The sequence below is a fragment of the Rheinheimera tilapiae genome (assembly GCF_042432165.1).
Lineage (GTDB): Bacteria > Pseudomonadota > Gammaproteobacteria > Enterobacterales > Alteromonadaceae > Pararheinheimera > Pararheinheimera tilapiae.
In genome coordinates this window covers 24,638-42,995 of record NZ_JBHLXP010000005.1, presented here as the reverse complement: position 1 = coordinate 42,995, position 18,358 = coordinate 24,638, and the positions used below count along the sequence as shown (strand labels likewise).

Below are 18,358 nucleotides of genomic sequence, written 5' to 3'. Positions count from 1 at the left end.
AAGACGTCGTCTGAACGGACCTTGCGTGTCAAACAGATCCAGTGCTTTGCTATAAATTGCCATGGATACTGTTTCAATTGATGCTGCATGGACAGTAGATGGTGTAGGTGTGCGTTGTGTACGGCGACGCTGCGCTTGCCGGTACCTACAGGTTTTTTACCAACTGACGTTGTTGTCAGCGCGGGTCCTCAGCCAGCCATTGGTTTGGCAGCCGGCAACACAGGGCAAAGCCGGTGGTCACCGGCAGCGCTTTGATTTCCCCCTGTAACGCCACAGTTACCAGGTTGTACACCAGATTGAGACCAAGGCCGGTGTGGCCACTGCTGCGGCTGGTGGTAAAAAACGGCTCAAACACTTTATCCGGTGCTCCCTGATGAAAGCCGATACCGTCATCCTGGTAATGCAGTTCAAAATGAGTAGCACAACGGCGGATGCTAAGGTCAATACGTCCGCCAGCTTTGTCGCGAAAGGCATGGAGTAAAGCGTTATTGAGTAATTCAATCAGCAGCAATTGGAAATGCTGTACGTCCGCATGCAGCATGATATCGGTGCCGGCACAATGAAGCTGGATCTGCTGTTGCTGCAGTTTGGAGCCCAGCAGCATGCTGATGTCATTGATTAGCATCTGCAAATTAAAATTACTGAGTACTTCACTGCGTCCGACCGCCAGTTGTTTAAAGTTCTGCACCAGCGCGGCACAACGTTCGATATTGCTCGCCGCAAGTGTGGTCACTTCGGTATTTGTAGCCAGATACTGCTGTAAGTCCTGCCGGGTCAGTCCTTGTTGCAGTTTGGCCTGGAACTCGGTAGTTTTTTCCTGCGCCAGACTGACCGCAGTGGTCAGGATCCCAAGCGGTGTATTCAGCTCATGCGCCAGACCGGCCACCATGCCGGCAATGGCTGCCATTTTCTCTGATGTGACCAGTTCCTGCTGGGTTTGTTGTAGTTGCTGGTAAGAGCTGGCCAGTTCGGCTGAAAAACGCTCTGCTTCAGCGCGTTTGCGTCGTTGCAGACGCATCAGCATAAATAGCAGCAGGATCAGGGTACCGGTGCCTAGTGTAATCATCCAACTGATGCGGGTTTGATGGGCGGTTTTTAATGCATTTAATTCAACCTGTTGTTTCAGGTCGGAAATATCCTGTTCGTGCTGCAGGCTGTCAATCTGACTGCGCAGTGCTAAGGCCTGATCCTGCGCTGCTTCATTGTGATAAACCTTGTAATACTGCAGATGTAACTGCAATGACTTCAGCGCTTGCGCAGGTTGACCCGCTTGTTGCTGCAACTGACTTTGCAATAAATAGCCGTCAGAAAGTTGTTCATTTAAATGATGTTTCTCTGCCAATGCCAGCGCATGTTGCAGCTGTTGCTGTGTTTCAGCAGGTTGTTGTTGCTGCCAGGCAATTTTTGCCAGCATCAGATACACCGCACTGAGATAATAGGGATCTGCCCGTTGCTGATAGCCGATTAATGCTTCGCGCGCATACGGCAGCGCCTGCGTATATTGCCGGAGCGCCAGATAACAACGTGCCAGTCCCATCTTCACATATAACAGGTCAGCGGGTAAAAACGCTGGATCAGTTAATGCCGCCTGCAACAGTGGCAGTGCCTGGTCATACTTGCCCATATCAATATATAAAGTGCTGAGGTTATTAATAATATTGACGCGAAGATAAGCAAACTGATGTTTGTCATTCAGCGCTTTTGCCGCCAGCAGTAATGCCAATGCGGGGTCGTGCTGGCCCGTGTACATGGCCTGCATCGCGGTATAGATCCGCGTGGTGATTTGCCGTTCAAATTGCGCATAGTCGGTGGCCTGCTCAAGTGCCTGCTTGAATAGTTTGCTGGCACTGGCATGGTCACCCTGACGCATCGCGGCGTAACCACGGATCTCCAGCGCGCGGGTAGTGCGTTCGGGGTATTGCACCTGCACTTCCTGCTGCCATTCTTGCAGCAGCTGTTCGGACGCGGCATATTCCGACAGGATCAACAGATTAAACGCTTTGGTATTGATCAGCTGCTCTCGTAGTTCAAGATTGTCGGTGGGTACTTTTGGTAGCCACTGGTCAATTTTTGCATTTGCCTGGCGTGGCGCAGATTTGCTTTCCAGCTGAATTTGCCCGAGTTGTGCCTGCCATGGCGCCGGATGCTGGCACCATGCTGCAATTGGCCAGCACAGGCAGAGATAAATCAAGGCGCGAAAGTGTCGGGACAGTGGGCTGATATTCATTGTTGCTGCCAGCTTACTGCGCAAAAACATTCCGGTTGCGGCGCGTGAACTCTCCCTGAGCCTGGGAGATCCGGGATACTTAAGACAAACCATAGCGGAAAATCGGCCAGACCGCGTCATTGTTGCAGCATAGTTCCGCACTTAACCTGTATTTTGGTTATTGGTCTCAGTCTGACTATATTTCTTTGGCGTTCCCGCAGTTTAATCAGGACCAGCTGTTTTTCTTTATCTAACCAAGAGTCTTCACATGAAAAATAAAGTGTTTTTGCTGTCAGCCCTGTTGCTGAGCATGCCGCTGTTACCGGTACAGGCAGCAGATGCCGCACCCGAAAGCCATAACCGCCAGATCGATATCGACAAAGTAGTAGTGACCAAACATCAGGCGGAAGTGAACAATGTCAGTTTCCCTTATACCGCTGAGACTGGCACGCAGCCGGTGTGGGACGAAGAGGGCAATCCAACGGCGACGTTGTTTTATACCTATTACGAACGCTCGGATATCAAAGACAAGTCGAAGCGGCCTTTGTTAATTTCGTTTAACGGTGGTCCGGGCTCGGCGTCGGTCTGGATGCAAATTGCCTACACAGGTCCACGCGCGTTGAATGTCGACAGTGAAGGCTATCCACTGCAGCCATACGGCACCAAAGACAATCCATATTCGGTACTGGATACTGCCGACATCGTGTTTGTAAACCCGGTGAATACTGCGTACTCACGGGTATTACCGGGCAAAGACGGCAAAATGCCGTCGCGTGATGCGCAGCAAAAAATGTTTTTTGGCGTCAATGAAGATGTGAATTATCTGTCGTCCTGGATTGAAACTTTTGTCAGCCGGCATCAACGCTGGCCGTCGCCAAAGTATCTGATCGGTGAAAGCTACGGCACGACTCGCGTGTCCGGTTTAGCGCTCGCGCTGCAAAATAAAGAATGGATGTATTTAAATGGCGTGATCCTGGTGTCACCGACTGAGCTTGGCATCAAACGCGAAGGCCCGGTTGATGTGGCGAACCGCCTGCCGTATTACACGGCGACGGCCTGGTACCACAAAAAGTTGCCGGCGGAGCTGCAGCAATTGGACCTGATGGACGTGCTCGCGCAATCTGAACAATTTACGCTGAACACCTATTTACCGCATCTGGCGAAAGGCTCTTATGTCGAAGTGGCTGACAGACAGCAGGTAGCAGAGCAAGTGGCGAAGTTCTCCGGATTGTCAGTGCAGGCGGTGCTGGCGAATAATCTGGATATTCCAACTGATTATTTCTGGAAAGAGTTGCTGCGTGACCGTGGCCAGACCGTGGGCCGGCTGGATTCGCGCTACCTCGGCATCGACCGTAAAGAAGCCGGAGCTGAGCCTGATTACAATGCCGAACTGACGTCCTGGTTACATTCATTCACGCCGGCGATCAATGATTACCTGCGTACCAGCCTCAATTACAAAACTGACGTCAAATACAACATGTTTGGCCCGGTGCACCCATGGAACCGCGAGGGCGATCAGACCGGTGAAAACCTGCGTCAGGCGATGGCACAAAACCCCTATCTGCATGTGCTGATCCAGTCGGGTTATTATGATGGTGCAACCAATTATTTTGATGCCAAGTACAGCATGTGGCAGTTGGACCCGAGCGGTAAAATGAAATCGCGCTTAAGTTTTAAAGGCTATCGTAGCGGTCATATGATGTACCTGCGCTACGAAGATTTAAAATCATCCAACGACGACCTACGGGCTTTTATCAAAGCGTCGTTGCCTAAAGAAGGGCAGGCAGCGAAGTACTGATCTCTCGTAGCGACTAGCCTCGAAACAACTAGTCTCGAAGCTCATAGTCTCGAAGTAATAACCAAGGCGGCCAGGTGCCGCCTTAGTTTTTGCTGCTGCGGCAGCAGACTCAGGTTGGGTCGGCTGCAGTGACCGATGCTGCCATCGACTCATGCATGGGACCGCGACCTAGCCAATAATGAAACCACAATAATGCGATGGCGGTCAGGCCCGCAATCAGCGCATACAAAGCCCACATCAGCAGCGGTTGTTGCAGCGTCTGGCCAAAATAGCTATAGGACCAGCCCGACAATAAGCCGGCGAATAAGTTACCCAATGCCATCGCGACAAAATAATAACCCATGTACATCGCGGTCTGACGAGGCGGTGCTATTGCTGCGACATACTCCTGACTTTTTGGCGACGCCACCATTTCACCGACCGAAAATAACAACACACCGGCGATCACCAGCATGCCGCCACCCAGCATGGCTCCAGCGATACGCACCTGCGCCGACAGACCACACAGCAATAAACCCAGACTGAGCAGCACAGTACCGCCGACCAGCACCGGCAGCGCCGGCCAACGCTGGATCAGCCGGCTGATGGCGATCTGGCAAAGCACAATACTGAGAAAGCCCAGATTAACGATGTATTCCGGATTAATCTGCCGGTAAACCTGCGCCCATTGCTGTGCGAGCTGCATTGCATCGTGACCGGCCTGACTGAGCTGCTGCAAACCGGTGGCAAGGTCGGCCAGCGGCAGCTGGATTTTATGATGGGCGAGCTGACGGGCGATGTCTGGCAGCTGAGTCGGATCTGCCAGATATTGCTGCGCCATCAAGGGTAAGGCGGTGGCGAGCTGTGGTACATTCACCGCGGCTAGATAATCCAGTGTGCTCGGTGCTATCGTGCTTAAGCTTCGGACCAAATCGGCGGTGTCGACAAAGTCCCGCAGATACAGCGGCAAGGTGATAAACAACTGCATATAGGCGGTAAAAAAGCCGGTCAGGATCAGCAAATAAACCACGAAAGGCCGATGGCCGAGTCGGATTGGCTGGCGATACCAGGGCTGCGGCTGACATGCGACCGGCAAGGTATCAGCGGTTGTCGTCCGAAAACGTTGCCAGGCACTCCACAGCAGGTTCAGTACCAGCCAGCTCAGGCCAGTCGTCAGCAATAGCGCTGGGCTTAGCGGCAAGCGCGGGCTGAACATCAAAAGCAATAACAGCGGCAGCACCAACAGTGCAAGCCGGCCATTGCCGAGCACACTTTGCATATCGAGCAGCACCTGGCGCAGGCTGCGCTGATCCGCTGTCGCAGCGCCGGCATTCTGGGTGCTGACGGGCTGGGGTTCGCGATACCACAGCAGGGCTGGAATAAAATTCAGCAGGATCCAGAACGACGACATCAGAAACACTAAATCCCAGCTGATGGCGCGTAAATAACCCGCGACCAGCGGGCCTAAAAAGCCACCGATGTTGACCATGGTATAAAACACGCCAAATGCCAGGCCGCGGTTACTGTCGTCACTGCTGCGGCCTACAGTGCCGACTACCACCGGTTTAAAACAAGCCGCGCCGACGGCAACCAGCAAAAACACTGAAAAAAACGGCCAGAAACTTTGCACTTGCCCGAGCAAAAAATAGCCTGGCGCCATCAAGCAAAACGACAATAAAAACATTCGGCGGTAGCCATAACGATCGGCCAGCGCACCGGTCAGCACCGGCAACAAATACAGTAAAAACGGGATCATGCCCTGCAAAAACCCGCGCTCCTGATCGCTAAAACCCAAGCCGCCCTGGCTGCGCGGGCTGGTCAGGTACAACGACGACAGACTGAAAAAACCGTACCAGGCCAGCCGTTCGAAAATCTCCATGCCGTTGGCAAGATAAAAAGCGCGGCCAAAGGGTTTGGCCGTGCGGGTCTTCGCGTGGACTTCGGTCATGAAAACTCCGGATGAGGCAGGCTGATGTGGCGACGCTGCCGCTTAACTGAAATACGGCTGCTGCAATACCAGCGCGGCACAAAGCAAATCGGCCAGCGCGGTGCCGACTGATTTAAACAAAGTTATTTCCTGATCGGATTGGCGCGCGAAGCGGTTGGCACGGCACAGTTCCGCCAGTTCGGCGCGAATATCACTGGCGGCAAACACGCCTTCGCTGATCGGGATTAACAGTTCGCCGGCTTCATTCAGCACATTGCGCCGGTCATCGACATAAACTGACGCCCGTTGCAGCAAAACACTGTCACACTCCCGCTGCGCTGGGCTGTGATTGCCGAGCAAGTCGACATGGCAACCTGGGCGGATGTCGGCGCCAAACAGTAGCGGCGTCGCGCTGCCGGTGGCAGCCACAATAATGTCGGCCTCGCGGCAACCGGCTTTGATGTCGGTGCAGATTTCAATCTCTATTGCTGGAAACCGTTGTTGCACCTGTTGTTGCAGAAGCGCCACTTTAGCGGGGGATCGGCCCCACAACAGCAACCGGCGCAGTGGCCGTTCCGACAAATGCGCCTGGATCAGCGGTAAGGCGAGGGCGCCGGTACCGAGCAATAACAAGGTCGTTGCGTCGTGGCGCGCCAGATAACGTGCCGCCAGCGCTGAAACCGCAGCCGTACGCCAGCAGGTCACGCGCGTGCCTTCGACCATCGCTAGCGGTGTACCGTGCTGGCGTCGGTACAATAGAATACTGGAATGCAAAGTCGGTAGATCGACTGCACTATTGTCTGGAAAATAACAAAAAGCTTTGACGCTGATCAGGTCAGCGGTCCAGGCCGGCAACAGCGCAAAGGCGTCGCTGCCAGCAGTCGATAGTGGAAAAACCTGGCGCGCCGGCATCGAGAATTCACTGGCAAAGCCACGTTGTAAAGCGTTGATCAGTAATGGAAACTCCAGCACCTGATCGACTTGTTGTGCACTGATAAACTGCATCGGTGTTCCTTTTTATCTAATCAGAGTGCTAATTCGAAGTGGCTTGGTGCTTGCGTCAGCAAAGAGTAACCACGCTCGGTCACCAGCACATCGTCTTCCAGCCGCACGCCGCCATAATTGGGCAGATATAAGCCCGGCTCTATCGTAACCACCATGCCGCTTTGCAGTGGTGTATGGCAGTTCGGACTCAAAAAGGGTTGCTCGTGTAACTGCAAACCGACGCCATGGCCAAGACCTGGTCCGGCGAAACGGCCAAATTCGGATTGCTGCAGCAGTTGGTCTGACACCTGAAACAGACTGCTGGCGGTCACACCGGCTTTGAGCCGCGCCAGCGCTGCTTGTTGGGCCTGCCGCACAGTTTGATACAGCGCTTGCTGCATCACGTCCGGTTTACCGGCGACATAACTGCGCGTCATATCGGAGCGATAGCCATTCACCGCAGCGCCAAAATCCACCAGCACCAAATCACCTTTTTGCAGCCGTTTGTCACCGGGCAAGGCATGGGGCAAGGCCGAGCGCGCACCAAAACCGACAATAGTGGCGAACGACAACTCATCGGCGCCGCGTTTTTTCAGCTGGTATTCCAGCTCAGTGGCAAATTCGTGCTCGCGGATCCCCGGTTTTAATAATCCGAGTACTTGTGCCAATGCACTGTCTGCGATGGCAGCTGCCTGCTGAATTTGGCTGACTTCATAATCATCTTTAATCATCCGCATGCCGGCGAGTACCGGCGGGCAAGCGGTGGCGCGCAGCAGATGGCCATTGCCGCCCGATTGCAGATCGGCCAGCAGTTGTTGCCACAGCTGGACTGTGATTTGGTCGGCTTCAAACCACAGATTGTTACAGTGCAGATCTGCCAGCAGCTGGCCGAGCAAAGCGCCGAGACTTTGCCGGTCACGGTCGCGGCACAACACCTGACATTGCGGCTGCGCCTGCACTGTTTCCTGTCGCGCCTGCGCTTCAAACCGATAGTCGGTGATGAGGTAACACTGGTCGTTGCTGATCAGCGCCGTCGCCGCTTCACCGGCGTAATTCAGCAAATAACGCAGATGTTGTGGTGCGAAAATCAACGCAGCATCCTGACCAGCCTGTTGCATCGTCTGACGAAACTGGCGCATACGCCGGGCATATTCGGGTGACGCCTGCAGATCGGCGCGCATCGGGATCCCTGTATTCATCGGAAAATAAATCCTTGTGGAAATTGATCGTGAGGGTCTAAAAAAAACTGCTGGCGGCCGGTGACAAAGGCCTGGCCGCGCACGCGCGGGATCACCGCCCGATGGGGCCCGTAGCTGCAGGACTGCAGCACACTAAGCTGAAACACTGCGCCGGTAATACTTTCAACCCGCAGCAGCTGCCCGGGTTGCAACTGACCGCGCTGGTGCAAAATAGCCGCGAGGCCACTGACGCCGCTGCCGGTCGGGCTGCGATCCAGTTCACCGTCGGCAAACACACAGACATTGCGCAGATCGGCCGCTGCTGTGGCTGCTTGAGCGCCTGTTGCAGCGCGTTCAGCCGGTCCGGTGAAGATCACGCCGTATAAAAAGCTCAAATCGGCGGCAAAGGGGTGACTGATTTGAAGTTCGGTGTTGATCTGCTGCTTGATCTGCTGGCCGGCGGCAATGATGGCGCGGTGATTGGTTGCAGCCAGTGACAGACCAATATCAGCGGCTTCGACGTACGCGTAATACGCGCCGCCATACGCCAGCTGATAAGACACAGTGCCAAGCCCTGGCACTTCAGTCATACGGCGCGGCCCGTCTACAAAAGACGGCACATTGTCAAACCAGCTATCTCTGACCCGAAAGCCGCTACCGTCCGGCGTTGTGGTCGCGACCACTTCGGCATACAACCGCACCTGACCACAGGGGGCGTCTACGCAAAAACTACTCACCGGCAACGTCACCGCCACCGCGCCACTTTCCACTGCCACCTTCGCCAGCGCGATCATCGCGTGGCCGCACATAGTGCTGTAGCCCTCGTTGTGCATAAAGATCACACCAAAAGCGCTGTCAGGTCGTTCCGCCGGCGTGATGATGCAGCCGTACATATCGGCATGCCCGCGCGGCTCAAACATCAGCAGCTGACGCAATGCATCATGCTGCTGCAAACAATCTTGCCGCTGTGCCAGCACAGTCGCACCGTGAAGCTTTGGAAAACCAGCCGTGATGATGCGTAGCGGCTCACCGGCGGTATGACAATCCAACGTCTGTATGCATAAAGTCGAGGCGGCCGGCGCCCACTGGCTTAGTTGTGGGACCAGATCGGCTGACCGTTGGGGCCCGGTAACAACAGGGGGATTTCGCATAAGCGCGTGCCTTTCATCCTAGCATTGCAATTCAGCATTTGACTATTGTATACAATATATCTGATTGCAATGTAAAGCCACTGGGTGGATTTTCCACCGGAACAGGAGAAAGTGATGCGGGGATTATTTTTAGCGAAAACACAGACACGGCAACTTGGGACGGCGCCGCAGCGGCCGTTTAACCTGAGGGCGCTAACATTTAAGGCGTTGTCTTTTACGGCGCAGTCATTTAAAGAGCTGTCATTTAAAGCGCTGACATTTGTGCTCGGCGGGCTTGCGCTGAGTACAGCGCCGTTGTCGTTGCCGGCCGACGCGGCAACAGCGACCTCCGCCGGGGCACCGGCAGTGTCTGAGGTGCTGCAGCAACAGCATCGCTGCAGTGATACTTTGCAACTGCGCCATGCCAACCTGCAGCCCGCGCAGCTGACGCAGATCTGTATCGATCTGGCTGCACTGGAACAGCGCTTTCATCAGTTGCTGCAGACCGGGCACAAGCCTGTTGCACATGATGGCAACTCCACCCTGCGTGCCAACATTTATGCCTCCAAAGCGGACTATCAACGCTATGCCGGTGTGCATTTTTCGATGCCGACCGACAATGGCGGCATGTATCTGGAAGGCATGCCGGACCGGCCCGGCAATCAGGCCGAATTTGTCGCATATCAGCGCGACAACGGTGAGGTGTGGAACTTACGACATGAGTTTATTCATTACCTCGATGGCCGGTTTAACCTCTATGGCGATTTTTGCGCCAACCTACATGACTCCCACGCCGCACCGGAACATTGCCCGAAGCCAGCGCCTCTGACGCCTTATCTGGTGTGGTGGACTGAGGGGCTGGCCGAGTATATCGCGCATGGTGCAGACAACCCGCAAGCACTGGCCTTGGCGGCAAACCCAGCGTTTGAGCTCAGCGCGCTGTTTAATACCGGCTATGAACAGAACGGCGGCAGCGATCGCGTCTATCGCTGGGGTTATCTGGCCAGCCGTTACCTGATTGAACAACATCCCGCGAAAACCAGCCAGCTACTGCAATTCTGGCGTGCCGGCGACTACCCGCGTTATCAGGCGCTGGTGAAAAGCTGGGGAACGTCACTGGATGCCGGTTTTAAGCAGTGGCTGGCCCAGGTTTCTCAGAGCGAGCTTTCTCAGAGCGAGGTTGCTCAGGCCAAGGTTGCCGAAGCCAAGCCCTGATCTTGTCGCAGCCGGCTATGCAGCAATGCGGCGCCACTTTTGTGACGAAAATGCAAAAACGAGGCTTTACAGTTGGCGAATTTTTCATCTAGGATAGCGTCGCCAGAAATGGTATACAATATATAATATCCTCAAATAAGGATTGGACAGTGAAGCACAGTCATAAAATTAAACATCAAATCAATACCTTACGATTATCAATGCTGGCCAGCGCGCTTGGTCTGGCACTCAACACTAGCCCGGTCATGGCGCAGGACAATACTTCAGGCTTGCTGCGTGGCGTGGTCAGTTCCAGCGCCGGTCAGCAGCTGGAAAATGTCACTATCACAGTGAAACATCTGGAGCAGGGCTTTACTCGCTCAGCCCAGACCAACGCCAAAGGTGAATATGTCCTGCGCGCATTGCCGGTAGGCCGTTATCAGGTACTGGCAAACCGCGCCGGTCAGGCGCCGGTCGAATTACAGCAACTGAATATCAGCCTGGGTCAGGCGCAGACGTTCGCGCCGGTGCTGCCGCAAGATGGTGATATCGAACGAATTGAAGTCAAAGGCGCCATGATGCGCCAAATCGATACCAGCGATTCGACCGCAGGTCTGACGCTGGATGCGGCCACGCTGGACTTAATGCCAGTCAACACTGGTTTCGAAAACATTGCATTGTTAACCCCCGGTGTGGCGCGCAGTTCACAGTTTAAAGCCTCAAGCTTTGGCGGAGCCTCGTCGGCCGAAAACGGCTATTTCTTAAACGGCATGAATATCAGCGCACTGCGCACCGGGATTGGTTCTATCGATTTACCCTGGGAAGCGATTTCGCAGACGCAAGTAAAAACCGGCGGGATTTCTGCCGAGTACGACCGTTTTATCGGCGGGGTGGTCAACGCGGTATCACAATCAGGGACTAACGAGTTTCGTTATGGTGCTGAACTGCGTTATGACCCGGCTGCACTAGCTTCTGCGCACGACACGGTATACAACCCCAATGGCAGCATGGCGCTGAACAACGCCGACAGTGAAGAACAGTTCCGCGAAGCCAGTGTTTGGCTCAGTGGTCCATTGCTGGAAGACAAAGCGTTTTTTTACGCGTTGTTTAATCCACGGCGGTATCAGGAAGAGTATGCCAATTCGGCCGGCACGGCTTTTACCGATCACACCAAAGACGACAACCGCTGGTTTGTCAATCTGGACTGGTATATCACTGAAGATCACTCGCTGACACTGACCGCATTGGATAACAGCGCAGATCTGACTTACCAGAACTACAAATGGAACAAAGACAGTGGCGTCGGCGCTCACACCGGTACGACGTTATCAACCAGCGGCGGTACTATGTATTCGGCGCGTTACCAAGGCTTTTTCACGGAAGATTTCTCGGTGTCGGCCACGGTAGGCCGGGTCGAGGATAATAGCGATACGGTGCCGACCAATGACCTGCCTGGCGTATGGGATTATGTCAATCTGAATGGCGAACGCATCGGCGACTGGACCACCAGTAATCTGACCGGCGAGTCCTATCAGCGCGACCAGATCCGGCTGGATTTCACCTGGCAGCTGGCCGATCACACGCTACAGTTTGGTTATGACAGTGAAAACTTAAGTGTGGATTATCTGGAATACCAGAACGGCGTCGGTGAGGCGCGTGGCTGGTGGGAATACCGCACTTATACCGCCATTTCGCGCATCAATCTGCCGGCAGGCACTTATATCCGCAAACGCCAGCGCGATACCGGCGGTGAGACCGAAGTGAATTCTGCAGCATTTTATCTGCAGGACAGCTGGCAAATGACCGACACTCTGGTGTTAAACGCCGGCATCCGCCACAGTAATTTTGAAAACACCGCCACCACCGGTCAGACTTACGCCAAACTGGACAGTCAGATCGCACCGCGTCTGCAGCTGATTTGGGACACACAGGGTGATGGCACTCAGAAAGTGTTTGCCACGGCTGGCCGCTATTTCCAGCCGATCGCCGCCAACATGAATATCAAACAGGCCAGCGGTCAAAAAGATCTGCATTTTTACTACAAACCGGGTCAGCTTGCCGCCAACGGCAGCCCGTTGCTAAAAGCGGACGGTTCGCCGGACATTGGCGCGCTGGTGGCGACCAATACCGTGCAAAGTGGCGCGGTCGATGTCGAACGTATTGCGGCACAGGATCTGGGCCCGATGTATTCCGATGAATGGACTTTAGGTATCGAACAGCAGCTAGGCGAGCGTTACAAAGGCGGCGCCCGCTTGGTATATCGCGATTTAAAACAGTCGATTGAAGATTCGGACCTCGGCCCGGTTGTGGCACAGTGGCTGAAGCAAAATAAGGTACAAAATAAGTCGAATGAAAGTTACTTCTACACGCTGATCAATCCAGGTCAGGACGTGACTTTCCTGTATGACTTTGATCAGGATGGCAAAAAAGAGCGCGTGGAGTTAAGCGCGGCCGACCTGCAATTACCGGATCCGAAACGGCGTTATCTGGCGGCTGAGTTTACTCTTGAAGGCAAACCGCTGGACGAGCTGCAGGTGTTTGCTTCGTACGTCTGGTCGCACAGCTGGGGCATGACCGAAGGTTTGGTGCGCACCGACAACGGCCAGGCCGACCCGGGCTGGACCACGTCTTATGATTATGCCGATCTGATGGACCACGGCTATGGCAACCTGCCGAACGATCACCGCCATGCGCTGAAATTCAGCGGGATTTATCAGTTAAGCGACGACTGGAGCCTGGGTTTAGTCGCCCGCGCCACTTCCGGCGCGCCGAAAAACCGCTTCAGTATCCATCCGGGCGGCGTCGACACCTGTAAAGCGCCGTCGTTGTGGGCCGACTGGTGTGCCAGCCAATGGTATGACCAAGCGTCTTTTTATGACTGGGACGGCACGCCGGCGCCGCGTGGCAGCGCGGGTCGTCTCGACTGGTTGTATGAAATGGACTTGTCGTTGACCTATCAGACCACAGTCGCAGGCGGGGACTTAACAGTGAAAGGCACGGCGTACAATCTGTTGAATTTAGACACGCCAACGCGAGTGAATGAAATTGCGCAAATCACTAAAACCGACGGCAGTTTTGCCGCCAACCCGGACTGGGATGTTGCCCAAGGCCTGCAGGCATCGCGGGTAGTCTCGCTGGTGGTGCGCTACCAGTTCTGATTTGAGTGTTGAGTTCGTCTAGCAAAAACCGGCCTGTATGGCCGGTTTTATTTTATAACCTCAAACGCCTTAGCATGGCGCCAGATGGTATCCGGCAGGCTTAATGCAATGCTGTTGAAACCGCTCTCAACTTGGCGTTGCGAACTGTTTTTGTTTTTTGATTGTGTATTATGTTGCATAATAATGTGATTTTTAGTGTTGTTCCTCTCATCTATCCTCTGCTGACTAACGGACCTGTCATGAAATTTAAACTACTTTGTCACTTGTTATGCTTTCTTACTTTTGCAGCTGTCGCCAAGGAGCCTGCAGTAAAGCAGTCTGCGGCTATGTTACCCGTCGAGGCATTCGCCAGTATTCCCAGTATTGACCACATCACACTATCGCCTGATGGAACTTTGTTATCGATGGTGCAACGATTTAACACCGACAAAGAGCAACTGGTTCTGGTGAAACTATTTAATCTGGCGGACGGTAAGTCGCGTTTTTTGGTCAAAGCGGATAGTCGTGATTTAAACATTTTGTCATTAAGCTGGGCGAACAATGATCAATTGTTGATGCGCGGAGCCTATGCATCGAGCCGTTATGGCACGCCCGTGATTGAAACCCGGTTGTTAAAAATAGATATTCATTCCGGCAAATCAGAAAACGTCATTCCCAGGCAGTTCTTGAGTAAATTAGTTCGGGTACCACAATTTCAGTCCAATATCGTCGATGACTTACCAGACGACCCCAAGCATATTTTACTGGCTGTCGATGGTTTAACCGATAAACTCTCGACGGCTGTGGTGAAAATCAACCTCGATGGTGAACTAACCCAGTTGTTGGTAACGGGGCGGGAAAATCTTATCGATTGGGTGGCGGATCGACAACATCAGCCGCGTATTGCGATATTTCATCAGCGGACCACCTATCAAATTAAAGAGCGCGATGCTGCGACCAACGACTATCGGCTATTGTGGGAATTTGAAGCTTTGTCGGCTGATGAGATTTGGCCTATTGGTTTTGGCAAAGCGGCAAATCAGCTTTATGTTTCGGCTTATCATCAGGGGCGGCGGGCTATTTTTCTAGTGGACCTGAATGATCCACAATTAAAACTCGAGTTGGTGATGTCAGATGAGAATTATGATGTCCCGGCCAGCATGCAATACTCGGCGGCAAAGCAAAAAGTAATTGGCCTGGGTGGCCGTTACATTGACGAAGAATACGTGAAACTGCAACGATCATTAGATACTGCATTGCCCGAATACAGTAACGAAATCATCAGTTCCAGCCAAGATGAGAGTCTTATGCTGGTGTTATCTTCCAGTGACTCGCACCCTGGGCAGTATTTGCTTTGGGATCGCAAAGAAAAAAACATGTCGTCGTTACTGGAGCGTTACAGCCAACTGCCACCGGATTTAATGGCAGAAAAAACCAAAGTGAGTTACCAAGCGCGGGACGGATTGGCGATTGAAGGCTGGCTGACGTTGCCTCAGGCCAGTACAGGTAAAAATCTGCCAACGATTGTTTTTCCGCATGGTGGCCCAATTAGCTTCGACGATGGTGGATTTGACTATTGGACGCAATTTTTTGCTAATCGGGGATATGCCGTGCTGCAAATGAATTTCCGCGGGTCTTCTGGCTATGGCTTTGATTTTATGCAGGCTGGCTTAAAAAATTGGGGTCTGCAAATGCAAGATGATGTCGAAGATGGCACCCGCTGGTTAATCAAGCAAGGGGTCAGTGATCCGAAGCGCATTTGTATTGTCGGTGCCAGTTATGGTGGTTATGCCGCTTTAATGGGCGTGATCAAAACGCCTGAATTGTATCGTTGTGTTGCAAGTTTCGCCCCGGTGACCGATTTGCAGCAACTGGTCAGCGACAGCAAGTCTTTTACTAATTATAAAGTGGTACAAAAGCAACTTGGCGACGATGACGTTGACCTGGAATTGCGCTCACCAGTCAATTTCGTCACGGATATTCAAGTACCAGTGTTGTTGGTTCATGGCACAAAAGATCGAACGGTGCGAGTGAAACACAGCAGGCAAATGGCCGCATTGTTGAAAAAGTCCGGTAAAGACGTTGAATATATTGAATTAGAACAAGGCGATCATTACCTCAGCACCAATCAACACCGGTTACAGACCTTTCAGGCGCTGGATCAGTTTTTACAGCGTCATCTGACTCAATCCGGGCAATGAATGTAGGACCCGTTCAATTGAGCAACGGGTTCTGCAAAGCGGTTTGAGTGACGGGCAATTATTCAGGACACCCACATTTTAGAATATGTGGGTGTCCTTTTTTTAGCCTCTTTACCATGGGTCAAAAGCCACAAGCCGGCGCACTATGGTTTCTGGCGGGAAAATTCATAGCGATGGCGGAACACCGCAGGCGACGCAGCTGCGACTTCCGTTTTCTCCATGACAATGCTGCTGGCGGATATCGTCAGCTGATATTGGATTAACATTGAGTCCGCTTGCCGGCTAAGGCTGAACTGCGTGCCGGCTGAGTTACGCTGCACCCCGCTGATTGTATAGCGCTGTGTGTCTGTTGCATTGTCACCGCTGCGCCAATTGACCAGTCCTGCCTTCAGATCGAATTGCATCTGATCATAGCCATAGACAATTTTGCCCGGACCATCGTCATAGATAAAATACAGCACCAGGGTGTCTGGCTGGCTCAAAGATACATGCAGCGCCGTGGGCAAGGTGACCATGTTGCCGGGCGAGGCATAGTCGTTATACAGCAGCTTGCCTTGCCAACTGCCGGCCGCCACGGCAATTTCAGCCAGCGGCGCCGCTGGGTGCGCGGCCTGAGCTGGCGGCAGTAAAAAGCAGGCACTGCACAATAACAACGCAGCGAGACGGCGAAACAAGGGCTGATGCATGCGAACTCCGGTTTATAAAACCAAATAACTGTCTGAAGTTCCCAATCACGGCTTGGCCAGAGCACTGGATCTGCGCGTTGTTCCCACTTGATGAATTCGGTCACAGACAACTGTCGCGCTGCTACTGGTCAGCGCTGACGCCGGTGTTATAATGCGGCGTTATGCATCGAGCATTTATCCCAGCATTTATCCGAAAAAGGACCTGATTGATATGGCGGACATCGACACACGCCCCACGAATTTTATCCGGCAAATCATTGATGCCGACCTCGCATCCGGCAAGCACACTGCTGTGCAGACCCGTTTCCCGCCGGAGCCAAATGGTTATCTGCATATTGGTCACGCTAAATCCATTTGCCTGAATTTTGGTATTGCACAGGATTACCAGGGCGCCTGCAATCTGCGATTTGACGATACCAACCCGGAAAAAGAAAACATCGATTTCGTCAATTCAATCCAACGTGACGTGCAGTGGCTGGGTTTCCAGTGGACTGGCAATGTGCGTTATTCATCTGATTATTTTGACGCCTTATATGGTTATGCCGTTGAACTGATTAATAAAGGTCTGGCGTACGTCTGTTTCTTAAATGCCGAACAAATGCGTGAATACCGCGGCAGTCTGACGCAGCCAGGCAAGCCAAGCCCGACCCGCGATACCACGCCGGCTGAAAACTTAGCGCTGTTTGAAAAAATGCGCGCGGGCGGTTTTCAAGAAGGTGAGTGCTCATTGCGCGCCAAAATTGACATGTCGTCGTCTTTTATCTGTATGCGCGATCCGGTGATTTACCGGGTGAAGTTTGCGCATCACCATCAGACCGGCGACAAATGGTGCATCTACCCGATGTACGATTTCACCCACTGTATTTCCGATGCGCTCGAAGGCATCACCCATTCGTTGTGTACGCTGGAGTTCCAGGATAACCGCCGTTTATACGATTGGATCCTCGATAACATCACTATCCCATGTCACCCGCAGCAAATTGAGTTCTCGCGGCTGAACCTGGAATATCAGGTGATGAGTAAGCGTAAGCTGCATCAATTAGTTGAAGGTAATCATGTGTCTGGCTGGGATGACCCACGGATGCCAACCATTGCTGGCTTGCGCCGTCGTGGTTATACGCCAGCATCATTGCGTGAATTCGCCAAACGCATCGGTATTACCAAACAAGATAACGTCATTGAAATGAGTGCGCTGGAAGCCTGTATCCGTGAAGATCTGGATGCGCACGCGCCACGCGCCATGGCGGTGTTGGATCCGATCAAAGTCACGCTGAGCAATTTCACCGCAGCGGATGTGGAATGGCTGGATGTGGCGAATCATCCAAAAGACGAAGCGATGGGCAGCCGCAAAGTGCCATTTGGCAAAGTGCTGTATATCGACCGTGCCGATTTCCGCGAAGAAGCCAACAAGCATTACAAGCGGATGGTCACCGGCGGTGAAGTACGTTTGCGCGGTGCTTATGTGATCCGTGCCGATGAAGTCATCAAAGACGCCGACGGCAATATTCTCGAGCTGGTCTGTAGTTATGATCCGGAAACGCTGGGTAAAAACCCGGCCGACGGTCGCAAAGTGCGCGGCGTGATCCACTGGGTCGAAGCTTCACAAGCCAAGACGGCTGAATTCCGTGTCTATGACCGTTTATTCAGTGTCGCTAACCCGTCAGCGGAAGATGACTTTATTCAAGTGATTCACCCGGCATCGCTGACAGTGAAGCAGGGTTATGTTGAACCAAGCCTGGCCAGTGCCAAAGCGGAGCAGGCTTATCAGTTTGAACGCGAAGGGTATTATTGCCTGGATAATCGCGATGCCAGCGCAGATCATCTGGTGTTTAACCGCACCGTGGGCTTACGGGACAGCTTTGCTGCAGAAGCCTGATTAGAAAAACCAGCCTGCGGGCTGGTTTTTTTTATTCGCTGCCATCCATGGCGCTCACCCGT

At 53.2% G+C, this 18,358-nt stretch carries 11 protein-coding genes; 5 read left to right on the top strand and 6 right to left on the bottom strand.

All coding sequences use genetic code 11. The features are described 5' to 3' along the window. Positions 1-175 precede the first annotated feature (175 nt). Positions 176-2,251: an ATP-binding protein gene (locus tag ACFFJP_RS16485; RefSeq protein WP_377246639.1), complete on the bottom strand. Its 2,076-nt coding sequence runs from the start codon at positions 2,249-2,251 to the stop codon at positions 176-178. Positions 2,252-2,474: 223 nt separating this feature from the next. On the opposite strand from ACFFJP_RS16485, the gene ACFFJP_RS16480 reads away from it, so the two are divergent. Next, a complete protein-coding gene (locus ACFFJP_RS16480) occupies positions 2,475-4,004 on the top strand; it encodes a S10 family peptidase (RefSeq protein WP_377246636.1) in 1,530 nt (509 codons plus the stop codon). A gap of 109 nt (positions 4,005-4,113) precedes the next feature. On the opposite strand, the gene ACFFJP_RS16475 is transcribed toward ACFFJP_RS16480, so the two are convergent. Genes ACFFJP_RS16475 through ACFFJP_RS16460 form a run of 4 tightly spaced genes read right to left on the bottom strand, consistent with a single transcriptional unit; the run spans position 4,114 to position 9,223 of the window. Beyond that, positions 4,114-5,931 carry an MFS transporter gene (locus ACFFJP_RS16475; RefSeq protein ID WP_377246633.1) on the bottom strand — a complete coding sequence of 606 codons (1,818 nt, stop codon included), beginning with the start codon at positions 5,929-5,931 and terminating at the stop codon, positions 4,114-4,116. Positions 5,932-5,973: 42 nt separating this feature from the next. Next, positions 5,974-6,915: a bifunctional Delta(1)-pyrroline-2-carboxylate/Delta(1)-piperideine-2-carboxylate reductase gene (gene lhpI, locus ACFFJP_RS16470; RefSeq protein ID WP_377246630.1), complete on the bottom strand. Its 942-nt coding sequence runs from the start codon at positions 6,913-6,915 to the stop codon at positions 5,974-5,976. Positions 6,916-6,935: 20 nt separating this feature from the next. Further along, a complete protein-coding gene (locus ACFFJP_RS16465) occupies positions 6,936-8,093 on the bottom strand; it encodes a M24 family metallopeptidase (protein ID WP_377246627.1) in 1,158 nt (385 codons plus the stop codon). Continuing rightward, positions 8,090-9,223, bottom strand: a complete 1,134-nt coding sequence (locus ACFFJP_RS16460) for a proline racemase family protein (RefSeq protein ID WP_377246623.1) — start codon at positions 9,221-9,223, stop codon at positions 8,090-8,092. Before ACFFJP_RS16460 ends, ACFFJP_RS16465 begins: the two co-directional genes overlap by 4 nt. A gap of 114 nt (positions 9,224-9,337) precedes the next feature. Between ACFFJP_RS16460 and ACFFJP_RS16455 the strand changes: the two genes are divergently transcribed. The 3 genes from ACFFJP_RS16455 to ACFFJP_RS16445 all read left to right on the top strand — a co-directional run bounded on the left by ACFFJP_RS16455 (position 9,338) and on the right by ACFFJP_RS16445 (position 15,734). Next, entirely contained in the window at positions 9,338-10,417 is a 1,080-nt protein-coding gene (locus tag ACFFJP_RS16455; protein ID WP_377246620.1) for a collagenase, read from the top strand. 149 nt (positions 10,418-10,566) lie between these two features. Beyond that, positions 10,567-13,554, top strand: coding sequence for a TonB-dependent receptor (locus ACFFJP_RS16450; RefSeq protein WP_377246617.1), 2,988 nt, complete (start codon positions 10,567-10,569; stop codon positions 13,552-13,554). Between the two features lie 326 nt (positions 13,555-13,880). Continuing rightward, the gene (locus tag ACFFJP_RS16445; protein WP_377246614.1) at positions 13,881-15,734 is read left to right on the top strand and encodes an alpha/beta hydrolase family protein; all 1,854 of its coding nucleotides are present in this window, start codon (positions 13,881-13,883) and stop codon (positions 15,732-15,734) included. A 143-nt stretch (positions 15,735-15,877) separates the two neighbouring features. On the opposite strand, the gene ACFFJP_RS16440 is transcribed toward ACFFJP_RS16445, so the two are convergent. Then, the gene (locus tag ACFFJP_RS16440; RefSeq protein ID WP_377246612.1) at positions 15,878-16,420 is read right to left on the bottom strand and encodes a hypothetical protein; all 543 of its coding nucleotides are present in this window, start codon (positions 16,418-16,420) and stop codon (positions 15,878-15,880) included. A gap of 211 nt (positions 16,421-16,631) precedes the next feature. Here ACFFJP_RS16440 and glnS point away from each other — a divergent pair, with 211 nt between their 5' ends. After that, the gene (gene glnS, locus ACFFJP_RS16435; protein ID WP_377248464.1) at positions 16,632-18,296 is read left to right on the top strand and encodes a glutamine--tRNA ligase; all 1,665 of its coding nucleotides are present in this window, start codon (positions 16,632-16,634) and stop codon (positions 18,294-18,296) included. Positions 18,297-18,358 lie beyond the last annotated feature (62 nt).

What these genes read in the sequence shown, in the direction of transcription:
- ACFFJP_RS16480 (WP_377246636.1), top strand. Translation starts at nt 2,475, where the DNA reads ATGAAAAATAAAGTGTTTTTGCTGTCAGCCCTGTTGCTGAGCATGCCG.
- ACFFJP_RS16475 (WP_377246633.1), bottom strand. Translation starts at nt 5,931, where the DNA reads ATGACCGAAGTCCACGCGAAGACCCGCACGGCCAAACCCTTTGGCCGC.
- lhpI (WP_377246630.1), bottom strand. Translation starts at nt 6,915, where the DNA reads ATGCAGTTTATCAGTGCACAACAAGTCGATCAGGTGCTGGAGTTTCCA.
- ACFFJP_RS16465 (WP_377246627.1), bottom strand. Translation starts at nt 8,093, where the DNA reads ATGAATACAGGGATCCCGATGCGCGCCGATCTGCAGGCGTCACCCGAA.
- ACFFJP_RS16460 (WP_377246623.1), bottom strand. Translation starts at nt 9,223, where the DNA reads ATGCGAAATCCCCCTGTTGTTACCGGGCCCCAACGGTCAGCCGATCTG.
- ACFFJP_RS16455 (WP_377246620.1), top strand. Translation starts at nt 9,338, where the DNA reads ATGCGGGGATTATTTTTAGCGAAAACACAGACACGGCAACTTGGGACG.
- ACFFJP_RS16445 (WP_377246614.1), top strand. Translation starts at nt 13,881, where the DNA reads ATGTTACCCGTCGAGGCATTCGCCAGTATTCCCAGTATTGACCACATC.
- ACFFJP_RS16440 (WP_377246612.1), bottom strand. Translation starts at nt 16,420, where the DNA reads ATGCATCAGCCCTTGTTTCGCCGTCTCGCTGCGTTGTTATTGTGCAGT.
- glnS (WP_377248464.1), top strand. Translation starts at nt 16,632, where the DNA reads ATGGCGGACATCGACACACGCCCCACGAATTTTATCCGGCAAATCATT.